The organism is Lysobacterales bacterium (genome assembly GCA_016703225.1).
Classification (GTDB): Bacteria; Pseudomonadota; Gammaproteobacteria; order Xanthomonadales; family Ahniellaceae; genus JADKHK01.
In genome coordinates this window covers 198,394-221,274 of the sequence record JADJCM010000010.1, presented here as the reverse complement: position 1 = coordinate 221,274, position 22,881 = coordinate 198,394, and the positions used below count along the sequence as shown (strand labels likewise).

Here is a 22,881-nt window from a genome sequence, read left to right as displayed (position 1 = left end):
CCTGTCTCAAGACAGGCCTGAAAAAAGGGCCGCGATCGCTCGCAGCCCTTCTCTGAAAATGGTGGCCAGGGAGGGAATCGAACCCCCGACACGGGGATTTTGTCTGCTTTCATTCGTGCCGCGGTGACAGGGGGAGGACCTCGCCGCACTCGAATCCGACGAACGCGACCGCGACGGGCGACAGGGACTGCCGACCCGCGACTGGTGACAGCGCGTCCACGCAATTCGAACGGGAGGACATCGTGCGAAAGCTTCTTGCCTGCATCTTGCTGGGCCTGTGCGCGCTCGCCGCGCAAGCCAATACCGGGGTCGCCTTTGTCCATGGCACCGGCAAGCAGACCAATGCGCTGGCCGACTACTGGACCTCGGAGATGGTCAATTCCGTGCGCCAGGGACTGCCGAATACCGCGAACTACACGGTCATCAACTGCGACTTCACCCAGTACATGTGGACTTCGGGTGCCGCTGGCTGCCTGGCCGGCCAGCTCAGCAGCTTCATCAGCAGCAAGGGCATCACCGACATGGTCGTGATCACGCACAGCAACGGCGGCAACGTCATGCGCTGGATCCTGTCGAACCCGACCTACGACAGCCGCTACCCGAACATCATCTCCAAGATCCGCTGGGTCAACGCGCTGGCGCCCTCGTCCGCGGGCACGCCGCTGGCCGACGCGGTGATGGCCGGCAACGTCTTCGAGTCTGCGCTCGGCTGGCTGATGGGCTACAAGAATGACGCAGTGCGCATGCAGCAGAGCAGCTGGATGGCGACTTACAACGCCAACAATTTGTATGGCACCTCGGGCCGTCCGGCGCTGCCGAAAGGCTTCTGGTCGGTGGTTGGCACCGATGTCGACTCCTCGCCCTTCGATGGCGATTCGTACTGCGGCGGCTACACCGAGAACCTCGGGCTGGAAACCACGCAGAACTGGCTGAACTCCTGTTCCGACGGGTTTCTCAACTGCACCAGCCAGGCCGCGGCCGGCCGCGTCTGGTTCTACGACACCAGCCGCATGGCCGGGTCGGAGCCGCTGTCGCACAACCAGAGCCGTCGCAAGTGCTTCGGCCTCGACGTGATCTTGCGCAACGACGTTTGAGCATCGGAGCAGCCCATGAACACCAAGACCATTCTCTCGATTGCCCTCGCCTTCGCGCTCAGCGGTACCGCCGCGGCCGCGCGCATGGAAACCGACCTCACCATCCAACCCGATGCGGGTGACATCATCGCGACCACGCTGGTCACCGCCAAGGCCGCGCCGCTCCCGGGCGCGCAGATGGAGACGCAGCCGGTGCACTTCAGCTGGGTGCTTCCGGCCGACCAGAAAATCGCGCCGCAGCAACCCTTCGTGCGCGAGAGCAAGGAATACTGGACGCGCGTGCCCGGCGCCGAACTGGCCAAGGGCACGACCCTGCACACGACTTCCCGCGGCGCACTGATCCGTCTGTCGCCGGTCGGCGCCGATGCCAAGGCCGCGCACCCGCTCAGCACCGACGACATCGTCATTACCGCAGCCGGCAAAGCGATCCAGGGCCGCGCCGCGATGGCCAATGCCGCCGACGACGCCGAACTGAAGATGGCCGGCACCGACTTCCCGGACGGCACGCTGGCATTCCAGCTCAAGAGCGACATCGCCCCGGGTACGATTTCGCTGTCGCTGCCGAAGGCGGCGCAGGATTACCTGGTGCATGTGTTCGAGCCGGACAGCAGCGAAATGCTGCGCCTCAGCATGGACCGTATCGTCGCCAGCCACGGACAGACCTACAAGGTGTTTGCCAGCCTCAATGCCAACGAGGCAGTCGATTCGATCGACGGCATGGTGACGGCTCCGAACGGTGCTTCGTTCGACCTCGCCTTCAAGCGCGGCAGCGACGGTCGCTATGTCGCCGAAGTCGCCCACGATGCGCTCGCCGGCGCCGGCCCGGGCCTGTGGGAAGTGCATGCCTTCGCCTCGGCCAAGGGCGCAAGCGTGCAGCGCGACGCCACGACCGCATTCGCCTCCAGCGTGCCGCGCGCGCAGTTCGCGGGTGGTGCCAAGGCCGTGCGCAGCGACGACGGATCACTGGCGATGAGCTTTCCGCTGCGCGTCGGTGCCGAGAGCCGCTTCGAGGTCCGCGGCACGCTCTACGGCATGGACGCCGGCAAGCTGCGCCCCGCCGCGCAGGCGAGCAGTGCGGCGGTGCTGAAGCCAGGTGCCGGAGATCTGCAACTGGTGTTCGATGCGGCGACCATGGCCAAGGCCGGGGTGACCGGTCCGTTCCAGATCCGCGACTTGACGCTGGTCGACCAGGCCGACCTGAGCACGGTCGAACTGCGTCGGACTGGGGTGCGGGTGGATCGGTAACCGATCGGTTTCGGTGCGCTACGCCGCTGCGCGGCTAGCGCACCCTACCAAAGCCACGTGAGCGGGGCGTTGCCCGGCTTTTTCGTTCCGGATCAGTCGTCATCCCAGGGCGTTTTCGGCTTGCCGGTAGCGCGTTTCGGCGCCTTCTCGAATGGCCGCAAGGCCTGGTACATCGCCAGCGCATCGCGGGTGGCGGCGACGTCGTGCACGCGCACGATGCACGCGCCGCGCTCGACCGCGAGCAGTGCCGCGGCCGCGGAGCCGGCGGCGCGCTGGTCCATCTCGCGCCCGGTGATGGCGCCGATCAAGCGCTTGCGCGACAGCCCCACCAACAGCGGCGCCTCGATGCTCGCGAATTGACCGAGCTGCGCCAGCAGCGCCAGATTGTGCTCCAGCGACTTGCCGAAACCGAAGCCGGGGTCGATCACGATGCGCTTCTTGTCGATGCCCGCCATCTGGCAAGACAGCACGCGATCGGCGAGGAATCGCTTCACCTCGCCGACCACGTCGTCGTAGTGCGGCGCATCCTGCATCGTGCGCGGCTCGCCCTGCATGTGCATCAGGCAGACTGAAACCTTGAGCGCAGCGGCGGCTTCCAGTGCCCCCTCGGCGCGCAGCGCGTTCACGTCGTTGATCAGGCCGGCGCCGGCCGCGACGGCGGCACGCATCACCTCGGGTTTCGAGGTGTCGATCGAAATCGGAAGATCGAAGCGGCTCGCGATCGCCTCGATGACCGGAACTACGCGCGCAATTTCCGCGTCGACCGAGACCTCGACTGCACCCGGGCGGGTCGACTCACCACCGATGTCGAGCAGATCGGCGCCCTCTTCGACCAGTCGCTGCGCCTGCGTCAGCGCGGCGTCCAGGCCGATGAAGCGACCGCCGTCGGAGAACGAATCCGGGGTCACGTTCAGCACCGCCATGATGCGGGCGCGATCGAGCTGCAGCGTGTGGCGGCCGATCTGCAGCCCGGGCAAGCTGCTGCCGCCGAAGAGTGCGTCGAGAGTCATGTGGTGGTCCGCAGTCGTGAGGCCGACACCATGCCGCGTGTCCGTCACCGGGGCAAGGCGACAGCGACAGGCGACAGCGAACCCTGCAATGCTAGGCTCCGGCAGTCCCCCGTTTGCGTAACCTCCGCCATGTCCGCATTGCGCAATGCCCTGATGCTCGCAGCGTTGACCCTGATCGGCGCCTGCAAACCGCAAACCGCGGCCTCCACGCTGAGCGTTGGCGAACCGTCGTTCAGCGCCCGCGTCGACGACCAGCCCTATCGGGCGCAAACCCGCGACGTCTGCATGCTCAACCACTTCAATCTCGACGAGCGGGCGCAGTTCATGTTCAGCTTCGCCCGCAGCGAGCACGACGATGCCCTGCATCTCGGTCTGGCTCGGGGCGACGACCAACCCGGCCCACGCGACATCACCTACGTGCTCGCCAATCTCGGCGATGCCAGCTTCAGCGGCGTGCGCGAGGGCAGTGCCGAGATCACCGGGCTGACCCGGGTCGCCGATGGCTGGCTCGTCTCTGGCCGCTTCGCGCTCGCGCTCAGCGGTTCCTCGATGGCCTCGGGTCAACCGGAAACCCGGCAACTGGCAGTCACCGACGCGCACTTCGAACACATTCACTGCCTGGACCCGGTCGCGATTGCCCCGCCCACCGGTGCCGGCCCGAGCGAGCACTGATCGGGCAATCGAGGCTTCGGCTTGCGGCGAGCCCTGCGGCGCGGCTAGAATCCCGCGGCTTTGTCGGATCGATCCGACGGCACACGGCAATCCCGCCGAATCCACACACGTTTCGTCACCCGGACTGGGGTGCCTTGGTCGCTCGCGACACAGGGTCGGTCCTGGCGGAAACGTGGAGGTCCAAACCCCGAAACACGATACGCAGGTCTCCCAGTGGAGACGGTTGTGTTTCAAGCAAAGGAGTTCACCATGCCTCAAGTCACCATGCGCCAGATGCTCGAAGCCGGCGTGCATTTCGGCCACCAGACCCGTTACTGGAATCCCAAGATGGCGCCCTACATTTTCGGCGCGCGCGGGAAGATCCACATCATCAATCTCGAAAAAACCATGCCGCTGTTCACGGACGCGATGAACTTCCTGTCCGGCATGGCCCAGAAGCGCGGCAGCGTGATGTTCGTCGGCACCAAGCGCTCGGCGCGCGAAGCGGTGAAGTCCGAAGCGGCGCGCTGCGGCATGCCGTTCGTGACGCACCGCTGGCTCGGCGGCATGCTCACCAATTTCCGCACGGTGCGCCAGTCGGTTGCGCGCCTGAAGGAAATCGAGGCAATGCACACCGACGGCAGCTTCGAGAAGCGCGTCAAGCACGAGGTGCTTTCGCTCAAGCGCGAGCAGGAGAAGCTGGAGCGTTCGCTCGGCGGCATCAAGAACATGAACGCGCTGCCGGACGCATTGTTCGTGATCGATGTCGGCCATGAGGAAATTGCGATCAAGGAAGCGCGCACGCTCGGCATTCCGGTCATCGCCGTGGTCGATACCAACTACGACCCGTCGCTCGCGGACTACATCATTCCCGGCAACGACGACGCGATCCGCGCGGTGCAACTGTACGCCGCCGCCGCTGCCGACGCCGTGCTCGAAGGCAAGGCGGCTGCTCCGGCGATTCCGGCCAATGCCAAGGACGAGTTCGTCGAACTCGATGCGGCTGGCAACCCGGTCGCCAAGGAAGACGCACCGCGCCGCCGCGATGACCGCGGTGGTCGCAATGACCGCAACGACCGTGATCGCAAGCCGGGCGGCCCGAACCGTCGCGGTCCGGGTGGCCCCGGTGGCAAGCCGGGCCCGGGTGGTCCGGGCGCCAAGCGCGCGCCCTCGCGCGGCCCGAAGCCGGCGGCGACACCGAGCGCCGAGTAAGGCAGGCAATGCCGTGGCTGCGGCCACGGCAGCGCAATGGATCCTGCGCGGCGGAGCTCCCGCCGCGCTTTTTTTGAGCATCGAGAGGTAGTCATGGAAATCACCGCAAGCATGGTCAAGGAACTGCGCGAGCGTTCCGGCGTCGGCATGATGGAGTGCAAGAAGGCGCTGACCGAAAACGGCGGCAGCATCGATTCGGCGATGGAATGGCTGCGCAAGCAGGGTCTGGCCAAGGCCGACAAGAAAGCCGGGCGCATCGCCGCCGAAGGTCGCATCTCGATGGCCGCCGGTGCCGGCCGCGCGGTCATGGTCGAGATCAATTCCGAAACCGACTTCGTCGCCAAGGACGAGAACTTCGTGCGTTTTTGCGAACTGGTGGCGCAAGCCGCGCTTGCCTCCGGCGCCAGCGATGTCGAGACGCTCAAGGGCGTCGCGGCGGAAGGCGGCAGCATCGAAGAACTGCGCTCGGCGCTGGTGCTGAAGCTGGGCGAGAACATCCAGCTGCGACGCATGGTCGCGTTGGCCTCGGACGGCAACATCGGCGCCTACGTGCATGGTGGCCGCATCGGCGTGCTGGTTGACTTGAAGGGTGGCAACGTCGAACTGGCGCGCGGCGTGGCCATGCACGTGGCCGCGATGAATCCGCCCTACAACAAGTCGAGCGACGTCCCGGCCGACTTCGTCGCCAAGGAAAAGGAAATCGAACTGGCGAAGATGTCGGACAAGGACAAAGCCAAGCCGGCCGAGATCCTGGAGAAGATCATTGGCGGCAAGGTTGCCAAGATCCTCAATGACAACACGCTGTATGGCCAGCCCTATGTCGTCGACACCAACATGACGGTCGAAGCGGCACTCAAGGCTGCCAAGGCCGACGTCGTCGCCTACCACCGCATCGCGGTCGGCGAAGGCATCGAGAAGGTGGTCGAGGACTACGCCGCCGAAGTGATGAAACAGGCCGGTCTGGCCTGAACCGGGGGGAGCGGCGACGCTCCCCTTTTTTTTGCCCGCGCGCACCGCGCTTGATCCCGCCACCGCATGATTCAAGGAACCGACCATGACTGACGCGCCGATCCGCTATTCCCGCATCCTGCTCAAGCTCAGCGGTGAAGCACTGCTTGGCGAGGAACCCTATGGCATCGACCCGAAGGTGCTTGGTCGGCTCGCCGACGAAATCATCGAAGTCGTCCGCGCTGGCGTCCAGGTCGGCGTGGTGATCGGCGGCGGCAACATCTTCCGCGGCGCCGGCCTCGCCGCCACCGGCATGGACCGGGTCACCGGCGACCACATGGGCATGCTGGCCACGGTAATGAACGCGCTGGCAATGCAGGATGCGATCGAGAAGCGCGGCGTCGTGGCGCGGGTGATGAGCGCGATCAAGATCAACGAAGTGTGCGAGGACTACATTCGTCGTCGCGCCATCCGCCATCTCGAAAAGAGCCGTGTCGCCCTGTTCGCGGCCGGCACCGGCAACCCGTTCTTCACTACCGACTCGGCCGCCGCCCTGCGCGCAGTCGAGGTCGGCGCCGAACTGCTGCTCAAGGGCACCAAGGTCGACGGCGTCTACAGCGCCGATCCGAACAAGGACGCCGCCGCGACCCGCTTTGACACGCTGAGCTACGAGGACGTGATCACGCGCAACCTCGGCGTCATGGACACCGCCGCCATCGCGCTGTGCCGCGACCACGGCATGCCGCTGCGCATTTACGACATGAAGCGACCGGGCAACCTGATGCGCATCGTGCGCGGCGAACCAATCGGCACCCTGGTCACGCGCGGCGGATGAGCGACGCCGTCCGCCTGCGCCCCGCGCGGCCCGCCGACGCGTCGGCGCTGGCCGCGTTCGCGCGCGCCAGCTTTGCCGAAACCTACGCGCCAAGCCACGACGCGGCCCGCATCCAGACCCACTGCCAGACCGTACTCGCGGATGCCGCCGTGCACGCATGGCTGACCGATCCTGCGCAGTCCTTGCTGCTGGCCGAGGATGCCGGGCAGCTGGTCGGATTCGTGCAGTGGCAGCGCGCGCCGGCACCGCTGCCGGCGCGCCATGCGGTGGAGGTCAAGCGCCTGTACGTCGCCGCACGCGCCCATGGCCGCGGTCTCGGGCGGCGCCTGCTCGATGCCGTGCGTGCCACGGCCATCACCGACCGGGCCGACCTGCTCTGGCTCTGCGTCTACGCCGGCAATGCGCGCGCGCTGCGCTTTTATTCCAGCTACGGCTTCACCGAAATCGGGCGCGTGCCCTATACCTTCGTCGACCAGACCGAAGACGATCTGGCGCTGGGCTTGCGGCTGGCGGACGCGCCGCCCTGAAGGCGCGGTGCGCGGCTATACTCAGCGCCGTTCCCACGATTCGAAGCCTGGCCATGATCGCGACCATCAAGACCGAAGCCGAAAGCCGCATGAAGAAGCTGATCGAGTCGCTGCGCGGCGACCTCGCCAAGCTGCGCACCGGGCGCGCCAGCACCGCACTGGTCGAACATCTGAAGGTGAACTACTACGGTTCGGACATGCCGCTGAATCAGTGTGCCGCAGTGGCCGTGGTCGACTCGCGCTCGCTCACCATCACCCCATGGGAGAAGCAGATGGTGGCGCCGATCGAAAAGGCGATCATGACCTCCGACCTCGGCCTGACCCCGAACACCGCCGGCACCGTGATCCGCATCAACCTGCCGCCGCTCACCGAGCAGCGACGCAAGGAACTGGCCAAGCACGTCTCCCACGAAGGCGAGAACTGCAAGGTCGCGATCCGCGGCGCGCGCCGCGACGCCATGCACGAGGTCAAGGAATTGCTCAAGGACAAGCAGATCAGCGAGGACGAGGAGCGCAAGGCCGAGCAGGACGTGCAGAAGCTCACCGACAAGCATGTCGCCGAGGTGGACCACGTCTGCAAGGTCAAGGAACAGGAACTGATGTCGCTGTAAGCGGCCGCAGTCGCGCCGCATGAGCATCATCGACCCGGCGATCAGCGTCCAGCGCCTGCCCCGGCATGTCGCCATCGTCATGGATGGCAACGGCCGCTGGGCCGCAGCCCGGCATCGCCCGCGCAGTTTCGGCCACCACGAAGGCGTCAAGGCCGTGCGCGCCAGCGTCGAGGCCTGCATCCGTCGCCATGTCCCGACGCTGACCCTGTTCGCATTTTCGAGCGAGAACTGGAAGCGGCCCGAAGACGAAGTCGGCACGCTGATGGAGCTGTTCATGAAAGCGATGGACCGCGAGGTCGACGAACTGGTCGCCAACGGCGTCCGTCTGCGCTTCATCGGCGAGCGAGCGGCGTTTGCCGCACCCATCCGCGAGCGCATGGATCGCTGCGAAGCTCGAACCCCGGCGACGACGCGGCTGCATCTGAACATCGCCGCCAACTACGGCGGTCGCTGGGATATCGTACAGGCGGCGCGCAGCATCGCCCGTGATGTCGCGAATGGCGAGCTGGCCATCGACCGCGTCGACGAGTCGGTATTCGATGCCTACACCTGCCTCGCCGACCTGCCACCGCTGGATCTGTTCATCCGCACCGGCGGCGAAACCCGCATCAGCAATTTACTGTTGTGGCAACTGGCCTACGCCGAACTCTGGTTCAGCGATGTACTGTGGCCCGACTTCGACGCCAGCACCCTCGACGCCGCACTGGCCGACTACGCGCGCCGCGAGCGTCGCTTCGGTGGCACCGGCGCCGCAGCGGGACCGCGCGCTTGAACGCCCCGGCCGCACCGAAGCCCGTCGGCGGTCTGCGCGAGCGCGCGCTGACCGCGGTGGTGCTGGCGCCAGCGGCGATCGCCGGAGTGCTGATGCTGCCACCAGTGTGGTTCGCATCCGCGCTCGGCTTGTTGTTCCTGATCGGCGTCTGGGAGTGGAGCCAACTGGCGGGCTGGCAGTCGCCGTTCGCACGCGCGTTGTTGCTCGCGGCCCACATCGCGCTCGGCGTCAGCGTCTGGTTTGCGAGCGACCTGGCGCGCATGCAGACGGTCTGGTGCGGCGTCGCATTCTGGTTGCTCGCGCCGTGGTGGCTGCGTCATTACCACTTCGGCGAACAGGCGCGGAAGCGCTCACTCGCAATCAAGACCATGGCCTGCGCACTGGCCATAGTGCCGGCGTGGTGCGCGGCGATTCTGCTCGACGAGCGCGCCGGCGGGCCGCTGTGGCTGCTGTTCGTGCTGTTGCTGGTCTGGTGCGCAGACTCCTGCGCCTACTTCGCCGGGCGCCGCTTCGGCACCACCAAGCTGGCGCCCAGCATCAGTCCGGGCAAGACCACCGCTGGCGTCTACGGCGCCCTCGCCGGCTGCGCGTTGTTCGCCCTCGCCTTCGGCCATTTCGCCCTGGAGGTACCGGCATCGAACCTGCTCGTGTTCGTCGCACTGTGCATCGTCACCGTAGTCTTCTCGATCATCGGCGATCTGCTCGAGAGCCTGATCAAGCGCCATTCGCATGCGAAAGACTCGGGCACGCTGTTTCCCGGCCATGGCGGCGCGCTCGACCGCTTCGATTCGCTGTTCGCGGCACTGCCGATCTTCGTCGCCGGGCGCCAAGTCCTCGGGCTATGAAGTACGTCGCCATCCTCGGTGCGACCGGCTCGATCGGCGCCAGCACGCTCGATGTCATCGCCCGTCATCCGCAGCACTTCCGCGCCGCGGCGCTGAGCGCCCACCGCGACGTGCCCGCGCTGGTGGAGTTGTGTGCACGATTCCGGCCCGAGGTGGCAGTGATCGCCGACCCGACGCTGCTCGATGCACTCGCCCAGTCGCTGCGCGAACGCGGGCTTTCTACCCAGCCGATGGCGGGCGCCGACGCGCTCGACGCGATTGCCGCCGACGTGCGCTTCGACACTGTGGTCGCCGCCATCGTCGGGGCCGCCGGTCTGGCTTCGACGCTCGCAGCCGCTGCCGCGGGCAAACGCCTGCTGCTCGCGAACAAGGAAGCGGTGGTGATGTCGGGCGAACTGCTGGTGCGCACCGCCAGCGCCCACGGCGCGACCATCATTCCGCTCGACAGCGAACACAACGCCATCTTCCAATGCCTGCCGCGCGGCTATGCGCGCGACCCGGTGGCGCTCGGCATCACGCGACTGATCCTGACCGCTTCCGGCGGCCCGTTCCGAGGTTGGACGCGGAAGCAACTGCGCGATGTATCCGTGGCCCAGGCCTGCGCCCACCCGCGCTGGAAGATGGGCCGCAAGATCTCGGTCGACTCGGCAACGCTGATGAACAAGGGCCTCGAAGTGATCGAAGCCCAGCGTCTGTTCGGCATCGACCCGGAGAAGATCGAGGTGCTGGTGCATGCGCAGAGCGTCGTGCATTCGCTGGTCGAATACGCCGACGGCTCGCAACTGGCGCAGCTCGGGTCACCGGACATGCGCACGCCGATCGCGCACGCATTGGCCTGGCCGCAGCGCATCGGCGCCGGCGTCTCCCGACTCGATCTGGCGGCGATCGCCCAACTCGACTTCGAACTACCCGACCCGATCGCCTTTCCCTGCCTCGGCCATGCCCACGCGGCGTTGCGCGCCGGCGGCAGCGCACCGATCGTGCTGAACGCGGCCAACGAAGTCGCCGTCGCCGGGTTCCTTGCCGGCCGCATCGGCTTTCTCGACATCGAGCGCGTGATCGACCACGGCCTTCAGCATTCTGTTAACGAAGCCGCCGATACACTCGCACACATCATCGAAGTCGATCGCGCCGCGCGTGCCGCTGCCGTCGGCCTGCTGCAGGATTGGAAGGCATGATTGAAGTCGTCGGTTCGCTGTTCTGGTACGTCGTCACCATCGGCCTGCTGGTGACCTTTCACGAGTTTGGCCATTTCTGGGTGGCGCGTCGCTGCGGCGTGAAGGTGCACCGATTCTCGATTGGCTTCGGCAAACCGCTGTGGTCGCGCTTCGGCCGCGACGGCACCGAATACGTGCTCGCCGCGATTCCGCTCGGAGGCTACGTCTCGATGCTCGACGAACGCGCCGAGGAAGTGCCACCGGAACAAATGGGCGCAGCGCTCAACCGCAAACCGATCTGGCAGAAGATCGCCGTCGCCGCAGCCGGCCCGGCCGCCAATGTGCTGCTGGCGCTGCTGGTGTTCTGGATCATGTTCATGGTCGGCAAGCCCGACTACCAGCCGGTCCTGGGCACGACCACCGGCATGGCGGCGGAAGCTGGTCTGAAATCGGGCATGCGGGTCACCGCCATCGACGGCGAGGCGGTGGACGCATGGTCAGCAGTGGGACGCGCCGTGTTCGAAGCTGCACTCTATCGCCGCGACGCGAAACTGAGCACGCGCGATGCCGAAGGCGACGAAAGCGCGCATACGCTGCGCCTCAGCGCAATCGGCCACGACGTCGCCGACGAGGTACTGTGGGAACGGATCGGCCTGCATCGCGTGCAATCGGCATTGGTCGGCCAGATCGTTGCTGAAGGAGCTGGTGCAGCTGCTGGATTGCAACCCGGCGATCTGGTGCTGCGCGTCGATGGCGAGTCGATCGCGGATTTTGAGGGCCTGCGCGCGGCCTTGCAGCGCCACGCTGGCGACGGTGAAGTCGCGCTGCTGGTCGAACGCGACCACGATGAGTTGACGTTGCTCGCCAAGCCACGCGCCGAGCTGGAAGCCGGCAAGACCGTCTACCGTCTCGGCGTCGGCCCGGGCGACCGCTACGACCACATCCGCATCCACGGACCGCTGGCCGCGGTTCCGGAAGCCATCCGTGAGGCCTGGGATGTGTCCACCAAGTCGCTGCAATTCCTGAAAGACATGGTGCTCGGCGCGCTATCGACCAAACACCTGTCCGGCCCTATCACCATCGCCCAGGTCGCGAATCTCAGCGCCAGCGAGGGGCTGCCGTGGTTCCTCGGATTCCTCGGCGCGGTTTCGCTGGGCCTGGCGATCCTGAACCTGCTGCCGATCCCGATCTTGGACGGGGGTCATATCCTGTATTACCTTATCGAGCTGATCAAAGGCAGTCCGGTCAGCGATCGCGGGCTGGTCGCTGGCCAATACGTCGGTCTGGTGATGCTGGCCGGACTGATCGGACTGGCCTTCTTCAACGACCTTTCCGGATTTTTCCGCTGAGGTCCGCTTTTCGGCACGGCGCGCACCAAGCATGTGCGCCGGCCTGCGCCCAAACCCGCCGGGGTCCAAGGACCCGGGCACCGCTGCCGCGCGCAAGCGTCGCTGCGGCCATTGATGGAGTGATGATGAAACGTATTGCTGCGCTGGTCCTGGTTGCTTCGTTGTGCGCGCAGAATGCCGCCGCCTTCGATTCCTTCGTGGTTTCCGACATTCGCCTGGAAGGACTGACGCGCATCCCCGCGGGCACCGTGTTCAGCGCCCTGCCGATCGAGAAAGGGGACGCGATCAACCAGGCCCGCGCCTCGGAAGCGGTGCGCGCCTTGTTCAAGACCGGTTTCTTCAACGACATCGAACTGAGCCGCCAGGGCGACATCCTGGTGGTCAAGCTGGCCGAGCGACCGGCCATCTCCAAGCTCGAGATCACTGGCAACAAGGACATCAAGACCGAAGACCTGATGAAGGGCCTGCGCGAGATCGGCCTGACCGAAGGCGAGACCTTCAACCGTCTCGAACTTGACCGTCTCACCCAGGAACTGGTGCGCCAGTACAACAACCGTGGCAAGTACAACGTCAGCATCAAGCCGGAGGTCGAGAATCTCGACCGCAACCGCGTCGCCATCAAGATCACCGTGAGCGAAGGCAAGGCGGCCAAGATCCGCCACCTGAACATCGTCGGCAATGATGCCTTCGCCGACGAGGACATCATCGAGGACTTCGAGTCCAGTTCCTCGAACTGGCTCAGCTGGTACAAGCGCGACGACCAGTATTCGCGAGAGAAGCTCTCCGGCGACATGGAGAAGCTCGCGTCCTACTACCAGGACCGCGGCTACGTCGACTTCGCGGTCGAATCGACCCAGGTCTCGATCACCCCGGACCGCAAGGAGCTGTTCATCACCGCCAATGTCCGCGAAGGCGAGATCTACAAGCTCACCGACATCAAGCTGACCGGCGACCTGGTGGTCAACGAAGATGTTCTGCGCCGTTTCGTTTCCTCGAAAACCGGTGACACGTATTCGCGCGGCAAGCTCGAACGCGCTGCCGAGGGCATGACCCGCGTGCTCTCGAACATCGGCTACGCCTTCGCCGAAGTGACCCCGGTACCAACGGTTGATCGCGAGAAGCGCGAAGTCGCAGTCACCTTCTTCGTCAACCCGGGCAAGCGCGCCTACGTGCGCCGCATCAACTTCATCGGCAACCAGCGCACCCAGGACGAAGTGCTGCGGCGCGAAATGCGCCAGCTCGAGGGCGCGTGGTTTTCGCAGGTCGCGATCGACCGCTCCAAGGCCCGCCTGCAGCGCCTCGGCTACTTCAAGGAAGTCACCGTCGAAACGCCGAAGGTGCCGGGCAGCGAGGATCAGGTCGACGTCAACTTCACGGTCGAGGAACAGAGCGCCGGCAGCTTCCAGTTCGGCGTCGGCTATTCCGAGGTTCAGGGCGTCATCACTTCGGTCTCGCTGACCCAACGCAACTTCCTTGGCAGCGGCAATACCGTCGGCACCACGATCCAGAACAATTCCTACACCAAGCGCTTCGACTTCAACTTCTTCGATCCCTATTTCACCGATGACGGCCTCAGCATCGGCTACAACTTGAGCCTGCGCGAACTCGACCAGGGTGACGCCAATCTTGCCGCCTACACCTCGGACACCGCCTCCGGTGAAGTGCTGTTCGGGCTGCCGCTGACCGAAGTCGACACGCTGTCGCTGTCGCTCGGCATCGACAAGAACGACATCACCACGGTCGATGGCTCGACCCCGGCCTCGCTGATCCAGAACCTGGTCGACGAACTCGGCGACCGCGCGCGCAGCACCTACAGCTATGTTTGCGACGGTCCCGACACCGACACCGACGGTGCTGGCCCCGATACCGACACCGATGCCAACCGGATCTGTGATGACGGCATCGGCCCCTACCGCCAGTGGACGATCAATACCTGGTCGATGCAGGCCGGCTGGCAGCGCGACTCGCGCAACAAGTTCTTCGCGCCGACCCGCGGCACCTACCAGCGCATCGGTGCCGAGATCGCATTGCCGGGTTCGGACCTCGAGTACTACAAGATCGGCTACGAAATCGGCCGCTACTTCCCGCTGTGGGGCGACTACGCGCTGCTGGCCAAGGCCGAACTCGGCTACGGAGACGGCTATGGCGACACCGATGCGCTGCCGTTCTATCAGAACTTCTACGCCGGTGGCGTACGCTCGGTGCGCGGCTTCGAGGACAACACCCTCGGTCCGAGCGAGACTTCGAGCGTCAATTCCACCTACCGGCAACCGCTCGGCGGCGCCTTCAAGACCGTCGGCTCGCTGGAGATGATCATCCCGACGCCGATGACCAAGGGCGATTCGGACACCGCGCAGCTGTCGGCCTTCCTCGACGTCGGCAACGTCTTCCGCGATTTCGACGCGTTCGATGCGGATGAATTGCGTGCCTCGGCCGGTCTGTCGCTGAAATGGCAGGCCCCGGTCGGACCGATCGTGATCAACATCGCCACACCGATCAAGAAGCAGGACGGCGACCGCACCGAGGGCATCCAGTTCTCGTTCGGGCAGCAGTTCTGAGGCAGGCTGCGGACCCATGGCCGCCAGCGCAGCGCCCAGGTCCATCGTCCACGTCGGAAGGATGCTCGCCGGCGTGGTTCTGTTCGCGTGCGCGACGGCGGTCGCGGCGCAGGCCGCGCGCATCGGCTATGTCGACATGAAGCGACTGATCGACAGCGCGCCGCAGGTGATCGAGTCGCGGCGCAAGCTGGAAGCCGAGTTTCGGCAACGCGACGCGACGCTGCAGACCGAACAGGCGCGGCTGGTCGAGCTGGAAGCTCGCGAGCGTCGCGATTCGGCAATCCTGCCCAAGACCGCAGCGGATTCGCTGAAGCGCGAAATCGATGCGCTACGCAAGTCGATCGAGCGCACGCGCAAGCGCCTGGCCGAGGAACTGAAGGCGCGCCAGGACGAAGAGTTCAACCGCCAGTGGCCGCGCTTGGAAGCCGCCGTGATCGAGCATGCGCGCGAGAGCCAACTCGACCTGGTGGTGCAGGCGCCGGTGCTGTACGCGAGCGCCCGCATCGACATCACCGACGCCGTGCTCGCGCGCCTCAAGCGCGAGGCGGCACTCGAACCGGCACGCTGATGCCCACGATCGCCGCCATCGCACAGCGCTTCGCACTCGAACTCCGCGGCGATGGCACGGTGCAAGTGAGCGGCGTCGCGACGCTGGCCGACGCCGGGCCCGCGCAGATCGCCTTCCTCGCCAACCCGGCCTATCGCAACCAACTCGCCGACACCGCCGCAGCGGCGGTGGTGCTCGCGCGCAAGGACGCCCAGGGCGCACGCGGCACCGTACTGATCAGCGCCAACCCCTACGCCGATTTCGCGCGCATCGCCGCCTTGTTCGAGGCGCGTGCCTCGGCTGCCGTCGGCGTCCATGCGACCGCTGTGGTGGCCACCGACGCGGTGGTCGATGCCAGCGCCTTGGTCGGGCCGCTGACGGTGATCGGGGCGCGCAGCCAGGTCGGCGCGGGGGCGGACATCGGTCCCGGATGCGTGATCGGAGAGGATTGCGTGGTCGGCCCCGGCGTGCGCCTGGTCGCGCGCGTGACCTTGGTGACGCGCGTGCGTCTCGGGGCGCGGGTGCTGGTCCACCCCGGCGCAGTGCTCGGCGCCGACGGCTTCGGGCTCGCCTTCGACCAAGGGGCCTGGCTCAAGGTGCCGCAGCTCGGGGGCGTCGTGATCGGCGACGACTGCGAAGTCGGCGCCAACACCACGATCGATCGTGGCGCGCTGGGCGACACCGTGCTCGAAGAAGACGTGCGCCTCGACAACCAGATCCAGATCGGCCACAACGTTCACATCGGCGCGCACACCGCAATTGCCGGCTGTACCGCGATCGCCGGCAGCACCCGAGTCGGTCGCCACTGCCTGATCGCCGGCGGTGCCGGTATCATCGGCCACCTGGAGATCGCCGACCGCGTGACGGTGGGCGCGATGAGCCTGGTCACGCACCACCTGCGCGAACCCGGCGAATACGTTTCCGGTACACCGATCCAGCCAAAACGCGAGTGGCGCAGGAATGCGGCACGTTTCGGCCAGCTCGACCAGCTCGCAAGACGCGTGCGCAAACTGCTTGGGGAAGGGACTGATGAATGACCTGTCCGGCGCCGTGAAGCTGCCGATCGAAGTCACCGAGATCATGACGATGCTGCCGCATCGCTATCCGTTCCTGCTGGTCGACCGGGTGATCGAGTTCGTGCCGCACCAGCGCGTGCTCGCGATCAAGAACGTCACTGTCAACGAACCCTGTTTCACCGGGCACTTCCCGGGCCATCCGGTGATGCCGGGCGTGCTGGTGATCGAGGCGATGGCGCAGGCTTCGGGCATCCTGACGCAGCTCTCGAACGGCATCGAGCGCAGCAAGAACCAGCTCTACTATCTGGTCCGCGTCGACAAGGCGCGCTTCTCGCGCACCGTAGTCCCCGGCGACCAGTTGCTGCTCGACGTGCGCCAGAAGCGCCTGATCCGGCGCATGGGCCTGTACGAGTGCCGCGCCTTGGTCGGCGAACGCGAAGTCGCCAGCGCCGAGATCCTGTGCGCGGCCCCGGAAGCCGGCGCATGATCCACCCGAGTGCCGTCATCGACGCGACCGCCCGCCTCGGCGCGAACGTGTCGGTCGGTGCATTCTCGATCATCGGCGCCGATGTCGAGATCGCAGAAGATTGCGTGATCGGACCGCACGTCGTGATCGAAGGTCCGACGCGCATCGGTCCACGCAATCAGTTCTTCCAGTTCAGTTCGATCGGCGCCGCGCCGCAGGACAAGAAGTACCGGGGCGAGGACTCGCGCCTCGAGATCGGCGCCGACAACATGGTCCGCGAGTTCGTCACGCTCAATCGCGGCACCGCAGATGGCGGTGGCGTGACCCGCATCGGCGATCGCAACTGGATCATGGCCTACGTGCACCTGGCACACGACTGCATCGTCGGCAACGACTGCATCTTCGCCAATGCCGCGTCGCTGGCCGGGCACGTGCGCGTCGACGACTTCGTGATCCTCGGCGGCTTTTCGCTGGTGCACCAGTTCTGCCAGATCGGTGCACACGCCTTCACCGCGATGGGCGCCGTGATCAACCGCGACGTGCCGCCCTACACCGTGGTCTCCGGCAGCTATGCCGAGCCTCGCGGCATCAACGCCGAAGGGCTGAAGCGTCGCGGCTTCTCGCCGGAGTCGATCGCGGCGATCAAGCGCGCCTATCGCACCCTGTATCTCTCCGGCATGCCACTCGCCGAGGCGCGCAGCGAGATTGAAAAGGCTGCAGCGGACACTGCCGAACTGCGCATCCTGGCCGAGTTCATCGGGCGTTCCGAACGCTCGCTGATCCGCTGAGGGCGCGAGCATGCGTACTCCACGAATCGCGGTGATTGCCGGTGAAACTTCCGGCGACCAGATCGGCGCCGAACTCATCGCGCAGCTCAAGCAACGCTATCCGGGCGCCAGCTTCGCCGGCATCGGCGGGCATCGCATGCGCCGCGCCGGCTGCGACACCTGGCACGATGCCTCCGAACTCGCGGTAATGGGTCTGGTCGAGGTGCTCCGTCACCTGCCGCGCCTGCTTGGCTTGCGTCGAGTCGTGGTGCGGCGCCTGCGCGACTGGCAGCCGGACGTGTTCGTCGGCATCGACGCCCCCGACTTCAACCTCGGCGTAGAACGCAAGTTGAAGCGTTCCGGCTTCCGCACCGTGCACTATGTCAGTCCCTCGATCTGGGCATGGCGGCCGGGGCGCGCCAAGAAGATCGGTGCCTGCGCCGACCGCGTGCTCTGCCTGTTCCCGATGGAGCCGCCGATCTATGCGCGCTTCGGGGTCGATGCTCGTTTCGTCGGACATCCGCTGGCCGAACGCTTCGAGCACCGATTGCCCCAGGGCGAAGCCCGTGCCGCGCTGGAACTGGCGCAGAAGGGGCGCGTGCTGGCGATCCTGCCGGGCAGCCGCATCGGCGAGATCGAACGCCTCGGCGAGATCTTCGTGCAGGCGGCGCTGCAATGCGCGAATGCGATCAGCGGGCTGCGCCTGATCGCGCCGATGGCCGACAGCGAATGCGCCAGGGCCTTCGATGCCATCCTCGCGCGGCTGCGCGTGCGCGGACAGATCCAATGCTTCGAGGGACGTGCCCACGAAGTGCTGTGGGCCGCGGACGCGGTGCTGACGGCCTCGGGCACCGCAGCGCTCGAAGCCGGTCTCGCCGAGACGCCGATGGTGGTCGCGCACCGCATCCACCCGATGAGCTATCGCCTGGTGCGCTGGTTCGGCCTGCTGAAGTCGAAGCACGTGTCGCTGCCGAACATCCTGCTCAACCAATCCGTGGTGCCGGAACTGCTGCAGGACGACTGCACCGTCGAGAAGATCACCAACGCACTGTTGGCGCTGTTCCGCGACGAGGCCGGCATGGAACTGATGCAGACGCAACTCTCGACCCTCCTGCCCCTGCTCGCAGGCGGCGGTTCGGAAGCGGCTGCCGAAGCCATCGCTGACCTCATCGAGCAACGATGAAGCGCATTGCCGGGGTCGATGAGGCCGGGCGTGGACCGCTCGCGGGGCCCGTCGTGGTCGCCGCGGTGATTCTCGATCCGGCGCGACCGATCGCGGGACTCGCGGATTCCAAGCAAATCGGCGACCGTCGGCGCGAGGCGCTCGAGTGCGAAATCCGCGCGCGGGCGCTGGCCTTTCAGATCGTCGAAGTCGACGCCGCGACGATCGACCGCATCAACATCCTGCAAGCCACGCTGCAGGGCATGCGCGAAGCCCTGCTCCGCCTCACGATCTCGCCCGACGAGGCGCTGCTCGATGGCAACCACTTGCCCCGCGACCTGCCCTGCGCGGCGCGCGCGATCGTCGACGGCGACGCGCTGATTGCGGAAATCAGCGCCGCCTCGATCCTCGCCAAAGTGCATCGCGACCGTTTGCTGGTCGAACTCGACGCCGCTTACCCGGGCTACGGTTTCGCCACGCACAAGGGCTACCCGACCGCCGCCCACCTCGCTGCGCTGGAACGCCTTGGTCCCTGCCCCGCGCATCGCCGCAGCTTCGCGCCGGTGCGGCGCGTCTGCGGCTGATGCTGTCAAGCCTTGAGCGGTGCCTGGGCCACGGCTAAGGTGCAGCGATGACGTCCACTTTTGTCCACCTGCACCTGCACACCGAGTATTCGCTGGTCGATTCGACCATCCGCATCGAGCGGCTGGTGAAGGCCTGCGCCGGAGCCGGCATGCCGGCGGTGGCGATGACCGACGACTCCAACCTGTTCGCGCTGGTGAAGTTCTACAACGCCGCCGAGAAAGCCGGCCTGAAACCGATCATCGGCTGCGACCTGTGGGTTGGCGAGCGCGGCGACGATCTCGCGCGCGCCACCATGCTCTGCCAGAACCGCGACGGCTACCTGCGCCTGTCGCGGCTGCTGTCGGCGGCGTATCGCGCGCGCGGCAAGGCCGAGCGGGTATTCGTGCCACGCGCACAGCTGCTCGCCGACAACGCCGGCATCATCGCCCTGCTCGGACGCCAGTCCGAATTGCTCGCGGCGGCCGATCTCGAGACCGCGCAACGCCAGCTGGAAGACTGGCGCAATGCCTTCGGCGACCGGCTCTATCTCGAGCTGACGCGCTGCGGACGCATCGGCGAGGACGCGCAGCAGACACGCTTGCTGCAACTGGCGGGCCTGCGCGACCTGCCGGTGGTCGCGACCAACGACACGCGCTTCCTTGCGCGCGAGGACTTCGAGGCACACGAGGCGCGCGTGTGCATCGCCAGCGGCCGCGTGCTCAACGATCCGAAACGCCCGCACGCCTACAGCGACCAGCAATACCTGAAGACCCCAGCAGAAATGCGCGAGGCCTTCGCCGACTGCCCGCAAGCGATCGAGAACGCCATCGAACTCGCCAAGCGGCTCAACATCGAGATGAGCTTCGGCAAGTACTACCTGCCGGCGTTTCCGGTGCCGACGACGCACACGCTCGACAGCTACATTCGCGAACGCGCGCACGCCGGTCTCGATGAGCGCTTCACCAGCTATCGCGGCGAACTGCCATTCCCGCGCGCCAGTTATGTCGCACGCCTGGACATCGAACTGGACGTCATCGTGAAGATGGGTTTCCCCGGCTACTTCCTGATCGTCGCCGATTTCATCAACTGGTCCAAGCAGAACGGCATTCCGGTCGGACCCGGGCGTGGCTCGGGTGCGGGTTCGCTGGTCGCCTATGCGCTGCGCATCACCGATCTCGATCCGCTGCCGCAGGACCTGCTGTTCGAGCGCTTCCTCAATCCGGAGCGCGTGTCGATGCCCGACTTCGACGTCGACTTCTGCATGGAGGGCCGTGACCGCGTCATCGACTACGTCAGCCACAAGTATGGCGCCGACAAGGTCAGCCAGATCATCACCTACGGCACCATGGCCGCCAAGGCCGTGGTGCGCGACACCGGGCGCGTGCTCGGCATGGGCTACGGCCACGTCGATTCGATCGCAAAACTCATCCCGACCACGCTCGGCATCACCCTCGACGACGCCATCGCGGAATCCGCCGAACTGCGCGAGCGCATGGCCAACGAGGACGAAGTCGCGACCCTGATCGAGCTCGCGCGCAAGCTCGAAGACCTGACCCGCAACGCCGGCAAGCACGCCGGCGGCGTGGTGATCGCGCCGACGCCGCTGCCCGACTTCGCCCCGCTGTACTGCGAAGAGGGCGGCGACGGCGTGGTCACGCAGTTCGACAAGGACGATGTCGAGAAGGCCGGCCTGGTCAAGTTCGACTTCCTCGGCCTGCGCACGCTGACCATCATCGACTGGACGGTGAAGGCGATCAATGCAGGCCGCGCAGGAAGCGGCGAAGCAGCGCTCGACATCACCCAACTGCCGATGGATGACGCCGCGACCTACGCGCTGCTGTCACGTGGCGACACTACCGCGGTATTCCAGTTCGAATCGCGCGGCATGAAGGACTACATCCGCAAGCTGCAGCCGCAAGGTTTCGACGACCTGGTCGCGCTCGCCGCGCTGTTCCGCCCGGGCCCGCTGGGCGCAGGCATGGTCGACAACTACATCGACCGCCGCCACGGCCGCGCCGAGGTCGACTACCCGCACCCGCGCCTCGAACCCGTGCTGAAGCCGACCTATGGCGTCATCGTCTATCAGGAACAGGTGATGCAGATCGCGCAACTGCTGGCCGGCTACAGCCTCGGCGGCGCCGACCTGCTGCGCCGTGCCATGGGCAAGAAGGACGCTGCCGAGATGGCTCGGCATCGCGCGATCTTCGAGACCGGAGCCGCCGACAACGGCGTCGCCCCGGGCGTTGCCCGCTCCATCTTCGACCTGATGGAAAAATTTGCCGAGTACGGTTTCAACAAGTCGCACTCGGCGGCCTATGCCCTGATCGCCTACCAGACCGCGTGGTTGAAGGCGCACTATCCGGCCGAGTTCATGGCCGCGACCCTGTCTTCGGACATGGACAACACCGACAAACTGGTCGCCATGCTCGACGACGCGCGCGAGGTCTGCGGGCTCGATGTGCTGCGGCCAGACATCAACGAATCGACCTACCAGTTCGAAGCGCTCGATGGCAAACGCATCCGCTACGGCCTCGGTGCGATCAAGGGCGTCGGCCGTGCCGTCTGCGAGGCAATCACGGAAGAACGCCGCAGCCGCGGCCGCTACGCATCACTCGACGATCTCGCGCAACGAGTCGATGGCAACCGTCTGAACAAGCGCGTGCTCGAAGCTCTGCTGCTCTCCGGTGCACTCGACGGTTTCGGGGAGAACCGCGCGACCCTGATGCACCAGCTACCCGAAGCCATGCGCGGTGCCGAGCAGCAGGCGCGCAACCGCGACGCTGGGCAGATCGACATCTTCGGCAATGCCGCGATCCGTGCCGCCCCGGCCGTGGTCGTGCGCAGTTTGCCGGAGTGGCCGTTGCTGCAGCGTCTGCACGGGGAACGCGAGACGCTCGGGCACTACCTTTCCGGGCATCCCGCCGATGCCTACCGCGATTGGCTGCGACAACTGGTGACCGGCCCGATCGGCCGCGCTGAGGAGTTGTACCGCAGCCTGCAGGGCACCGCCGAAAAACGCCGCGGCCAGATCGAGGTGCCGATCGTGTTCGGCGGCGTGGTCCCGGCCGGTCTGCGTCGTCGCGGCGACAGCATGGGCTTCGCCGCAATCGAGGACGCCAGTGGCCGCATTGAAGTGGGCCTGTTCCGCGAAGCGCTGACCGAATACGCGGCCTTGTTCGCCAAGGACCAGATGGTCATCGTCGCCGGCGGACTCAGCATCGACGAATACTCCGGCGGCTTCCAGCTCAAGCTGCGCCAGGCCTGGACGCTCGCCCAGGCCTGCGAGCGCTTTGCCCGCGGCCTGCGCATCCATGTCGCCGGTGCGGCGCCGCAGTGGCTGGACCCGATGACGCGGGCGCTGAAGCCGGCGCTTGGCGGGGGCGTGCCGGTACGCATCGCCTACCAGGGCGCTGGCGCGCGCACCGAGCTGCAACTGGGCGATGCCTGGCGCGTGCGCGTCCTGCCCGAGGTGGTCGACGAACTGCGCCGCCTGGACGGGGTCGGCGAAGTCCAGCTGTCGCTGGCGCGGGCCAGCGGCAACTGAC

Annotated in this window: 21 protein-coding genes; 20 read left to right on the top strand and 1 reads right to left on the bottom strand. The window is 66.4% G+C overall.

The features are described 5' to 3' along the window. The first annotated feature begins 242 nt into the window (after positions 1-242). Both IPG63_19435 and IPG63_19430 read left to right on the top strand, forming a co-directional pair. Positions 243-1,094: a hypothetical protein gene (locus IPG63_19435; GenBank protein MBK6729330.1), complete on the top strand. Its 852-nt coding sequence runs from the start codon at positions 243-245 to the stop codon at positions 1,092-1,094. A 15-nt stretch (positions 1,095-1,109) separates the two neighbouring features. After that, positions 1,110-2,339 (top strand): DUF4785 family protein, encoded by a 1,230-nt coding sequence (locus IPG63_19430; protein ID MBK6729329.1) that lies wholly within the window; start codon positions 1,110-1,112, stop codon positions 2,337-2,339. A gap of 92 nt (positions 2,340-2,431) precedes the next feature. Here IPG63_19430 and folP read toward each other — a convergent pair whose 3' ends face one another. Beyond that, a complete protein-coding gene (folP, locus tag IPG63_19425; protein MBK6729328.1) occupies positions 2,432-3,349 on the bottom strand; it encodes a dihydropteroate synthase in 918 nt (305 codons plus the stop codon). Between the two features lie 129 nt (positions 3,350-3,478). Here folP and IPG63_19420 point away from each other — a divergent pair, with 129 nt between their 5' ends. The 18 genes from IPG63_19420 (at position 3,479) to dnaE (ending at position 22,880) form a co-directional block, all read left to right on the top strand. After that, complete coding sequence (locus IPG63_19420) at positions 3,479-4,021, top strand: hypothetical protein (GenBank protein MBK6729327.1); 543 nt, start codon at positions 3,479-3,481, stop codon at positions 4,019-4,021. A gap of 249 nt (positions 4,022-4,270) precedes the next feature. Continuing rightward, the gene (gene rpsB, locus IPG63_19415; GenBank protein ID MBK6729326.1) at positions 4,271-5,212 is read left to right on the top strand and encodes a 30S ribosomal protein S2; all 942 of its coding nucleotides are present in this window, start codon (positions 4,271-4,273) and stop codon (positions 5,210-5,212) included. Between the two features lie 93 nt (positions 5,213-5,305). Then, entirely contained in the window at positions 5,306-6,181 is an 876-nt protein-coding gene (locus IPG63_19410) for an elongation factor Ts (protein MBK6729325.1), read from the top strand. A gap of 85 nt (positions 6,182-6,266) precedes the next feature. Further along, positions 6,267-6,995, top strand: a complete 729-nt coding sequence (pyrH, locus tag IPG63_19405) for a UMP kinase (GenBank protein MBK6729324.1) — start codon at positions 6,267-6,269, stop codon at positions 6,993-6,995. Then, positions 6,992-7,522 carry a GNAT family N-acetyltransferase gene (locus IPG63_19400; protein ID MBK6729323.1) on the top strand — a complete coding sequence of 177 codons (531 nt, stop codon included), beginning with the start codon at positions 6,992-6,994 and terminating at the stop codon, positions 7,520-7,522. The genes pyrH and IPG63_19400 overlap by 4 nt, the downstream gene beginning before the upstream one ends. Before the next feature lie 53 nt (positions 7,523-7,575). Beyond that, entirely contained in the window at positions 7,576-8,133 is a 558-nt protein-coding gene (frr, locus tag IPG63_19395; protein ID MBK6729322.1) for a ribosome recycling factor, read from the top strand. 19 nt (positions 8,134-8,152) lie between these two features. Further along, positions 8,153-8,905 (top strand): di-trans,poly-cis-decaprenylcistransferase, encoded by a 753-nt coding sequence (gene uppS / locus IPG63_19390; protein ID MBK6729321.1) that lies wholly within the window; start codon positions 8,153-8,155, stop codon positions 8,903-8,905. A gap of 32 nt (positions 8,906-8,937) precedes the next feature. Continuing rightward, positions 8,938-9,750, top strand: coding sequence for a phosphatidate cytidylyltransferase (locus IPG63_19385; GenBank protein ID MBK6729320.1), 813 nt, complete (start codon positions 8,938-8,940; stop codon positions 9,748-9,750). Continuing rightward, positions 9,747-10,928: a 1-deoxy-D-xylulose-5-phosphate reductoisomerase gene (locus IPG63_19380; protein MBK6729319.1), complete on the top strand. Its 1,182-nt coding sequence runs from the start codon at positions 9,747-9,749 to the stop codon at positions 10,926-10,928. The genes IPG63_19385 and IPG63_19380 overlap by 4 nt, the downstream gene beginning before the upstream one ends. Further along, positions 10,925-12,256, top strand: coding sequence for an RIP metalloprotease RseP (gene rseP / locus IPG63_19375; protein MBK6729318.1), 1,332 nt, complete (start codon positions 10,925-10,927; stop codon positions 12,254-12,256). Before IPG63_19380 ends, rseP begins: the two co-directional genes overlap by 4 nt. A gap of 125 nt (positions 12,257-12,381) precedes the next feature. Then, on the top strand, positions 12,382-14,814 hold the full coding sequence (gene bamA / locus IPG63_19370; GenBank protein ID MBK6729317.1) for an outer membrane protein assembly factor BamA: 2,433 nt from the start codon (positions 12,382-12,384) through the stop codon (positions 14,812-14,814). A gap of 73 nt (positions 14,815-14,887) precedes the next feature. Beyond that, entirely contained in the window at positions 14,888-15,382 is a 495-nt protein-coding gene (locus IPG63_19365; GenBank protein MBK6729316.1) for an OmpH family outer membrane protein, read from the top strand. Next, on the top strand, positions 15,379-16,398 hold the full coding sequence (lpxD, locus tag IPG63_19360; GenBank protein MBK6729315.1) for a UDP-3-O-(3-hydroxymyristoyl)glucosamine N-acyltransferase: 1,020 nt from the start codon (positions 15,379-15,381) through the stop codon (positions 16,396-16,398). Before IPG63_19365 ends, lpxD begins: the two co-directional genes overlap by 4 nt. Continuing rightward, positions 16,391-16,864, top strand: a complete 474-nt coding sequence (fabZ, locus tag IPG63_19355; GenBank protein ID MBK6729314.1) for a 3-hydroxyacyl-ACP dehydratase FabZ — start codon at positions 16,391-16,393, stop codon at positions 16,862-16,864. The genes lpxD and fabZ overlap by 8 nt, the downstream gene beginning before the upstream one ends. Beyond that, complete coding sequence (gene lpxA, locus IPG63_19350; GenBank protein ID MBK6729313.1) at positions 16,861-17,631, top strand: acyl-ACP--UDP-N-acetylglucosamine O-acyltransferase; 771 nt, start codon at positions 16,861-16,863, stop codon at positions 17,629-17,631. The genes fabZ and lpxA overlap by 4 nt, the downstream gene beginning before the upstream one ends. Before the next feature lie 10 nt (positions 17,632-17,641). Then, positions 17,642-18,793: a lipid-A-disaccharide synthase gene (gene lpxB, locus IPG63_19345; protein MBK6729312.1), complete on the top strand. Its 1,152-nt coding sequence runs from the start codon at positions 17,642-17,644 to the stop codon at positions 18,791-18,793. Continuing rightward, positions 18,790-19,356: a ribonuclease HII gene (gene rnhB, locus IPG63_19340; protein ID MBK6729311.1), complete on the top strand. Its 567-nt coding sequence runs from the start codon at positions 18,790-18,792 to the stop codon at positions 19,354-19,356. The genes lpxB and rnhB overlap by 4 nt, the downstream gene beginning before the upstream one ends. A gap of 47 nt (positions 19,357-19,403) precedes the next feature. Beyond that, complete coding sequence (gene dnaE, locus IPG63_19335) at positions 19,404-22,880, top strand: DNA polymerase III subunit alpha (GenBank protein MBK6729310.1); 3,477 nt, start codon at positions 19,404-19,406, stop codon at positions 22,878-22,880. The last annotated feature ends 1 nt before the right edge of the window (position 22,881 follow it).

Coding starts and splice junctions, on each gene's coding strand:
- rseP (MBK6729318.1), top strand. CDS start 10,925: ATGATTGAAGTCGTCGGTTCGCTGTTCTGGTACGTCGTCACCATCGGC.
- pyrH (MBK6729324.1), top strand. CDS start 6,267: ATGACTGACGCGCCGATCCGCTATTCCCGCATCCTGCTCAAGCTCAGC.
- fabZ (MBK6729314.1), top strand. CDS start 16,391: ATGAATGACCTGTCCGGCGCCGTGAAGCTGCCGATCGAAGTCACCGAG.
- frr (MBK6729322.1), top strand. CDS start 7,576: ATGATCGCGACCATCAAGACCGAAGCCGAAAGCCGCATGAAGAAGCTG.
- IPG63_19410 (MBK6729325.1), top strand. CDS start 5,306: ATGGAAATCACCGCAAGCATGGTCAAGGAACTGCGCGAGCGTTCCGGC.
- lpxB (MBK6729312.1), top strand. CDS start 17,642: ATGCGTACTCCACGAATCGCGGTGATTGCCGGTGAAACTTCCGGCGAC.
- uppS (MBK6729321.1), top strand. CDS start 8,153: ATGAGCATCATCGACCCGGCGATCAGCGTCCAGCGCCTGCCCCGGCAT.
- bamA (MBK6729317.1), top strand. CDS start 12,382: ATGAAACGTATTGCTGCGCTGGTCCTGGTTGCTTCGTTGTGCGCGCAG.
- rpsB (MBK6729326.1), top strand. CDS start 4,271: ATGCCTCAAGTCACCATGCGCCAGATGCTCGAAGCCGGCGTGCATTTC.
- rnhB (MBK6729311.1), top strand. CDS start 18,790: ATGAAGCGCATTGCCGGGGTCGATGAGGCCGGGCGTGGACCGCTCGCG.
- lpxA (MBK6729313.1), top strand. CDS start 16,861: ATGATCCACCCGAGTGCCGTCATCGACGCGACCGCCCGCCTCGGCGCG.
- IPG63_19400 (MBK6729323.1), top strand. CDS start 6,992: ATGAGCGACGCCGTCCGCCTGCGCCCCGCGCGGCCCGCCGACGCGTCG.
- IPG63_19430 (MBK6729329.1), top strand. CDS start 1,110: ATGAACACCAAGACCATTCTCTCGATTGCCCTCGCCTTCGCGCTCAGC.
- folP (MBK6729328.1), bottom strand. CDS start 3,349: ATGACTCTCGACGCACTCTTCGGCGGCAGCAGCTTGCCCGGGCTGCAG.
- dnaE (MBK6729310.1), top strand. CDS start 19,404: ATGACGTCCACTTTTGTCCACCTGCACCTGCACACCGAGTATTCGCTG.
- IPG63_19420 (MBK6729327.1), top strand. CDS start 3,479: ATGTCCGCATTGCGCAATGCCCTGATGCTCGCAGCGTTGACCCTGATC.
- IPG63_19380 (MBK6729319.1), top strand. CDS start 9,747: ATGAAGTACGTCGCCATCCTCGGTGCGACCGGCTCGATCGGCGCCAGC.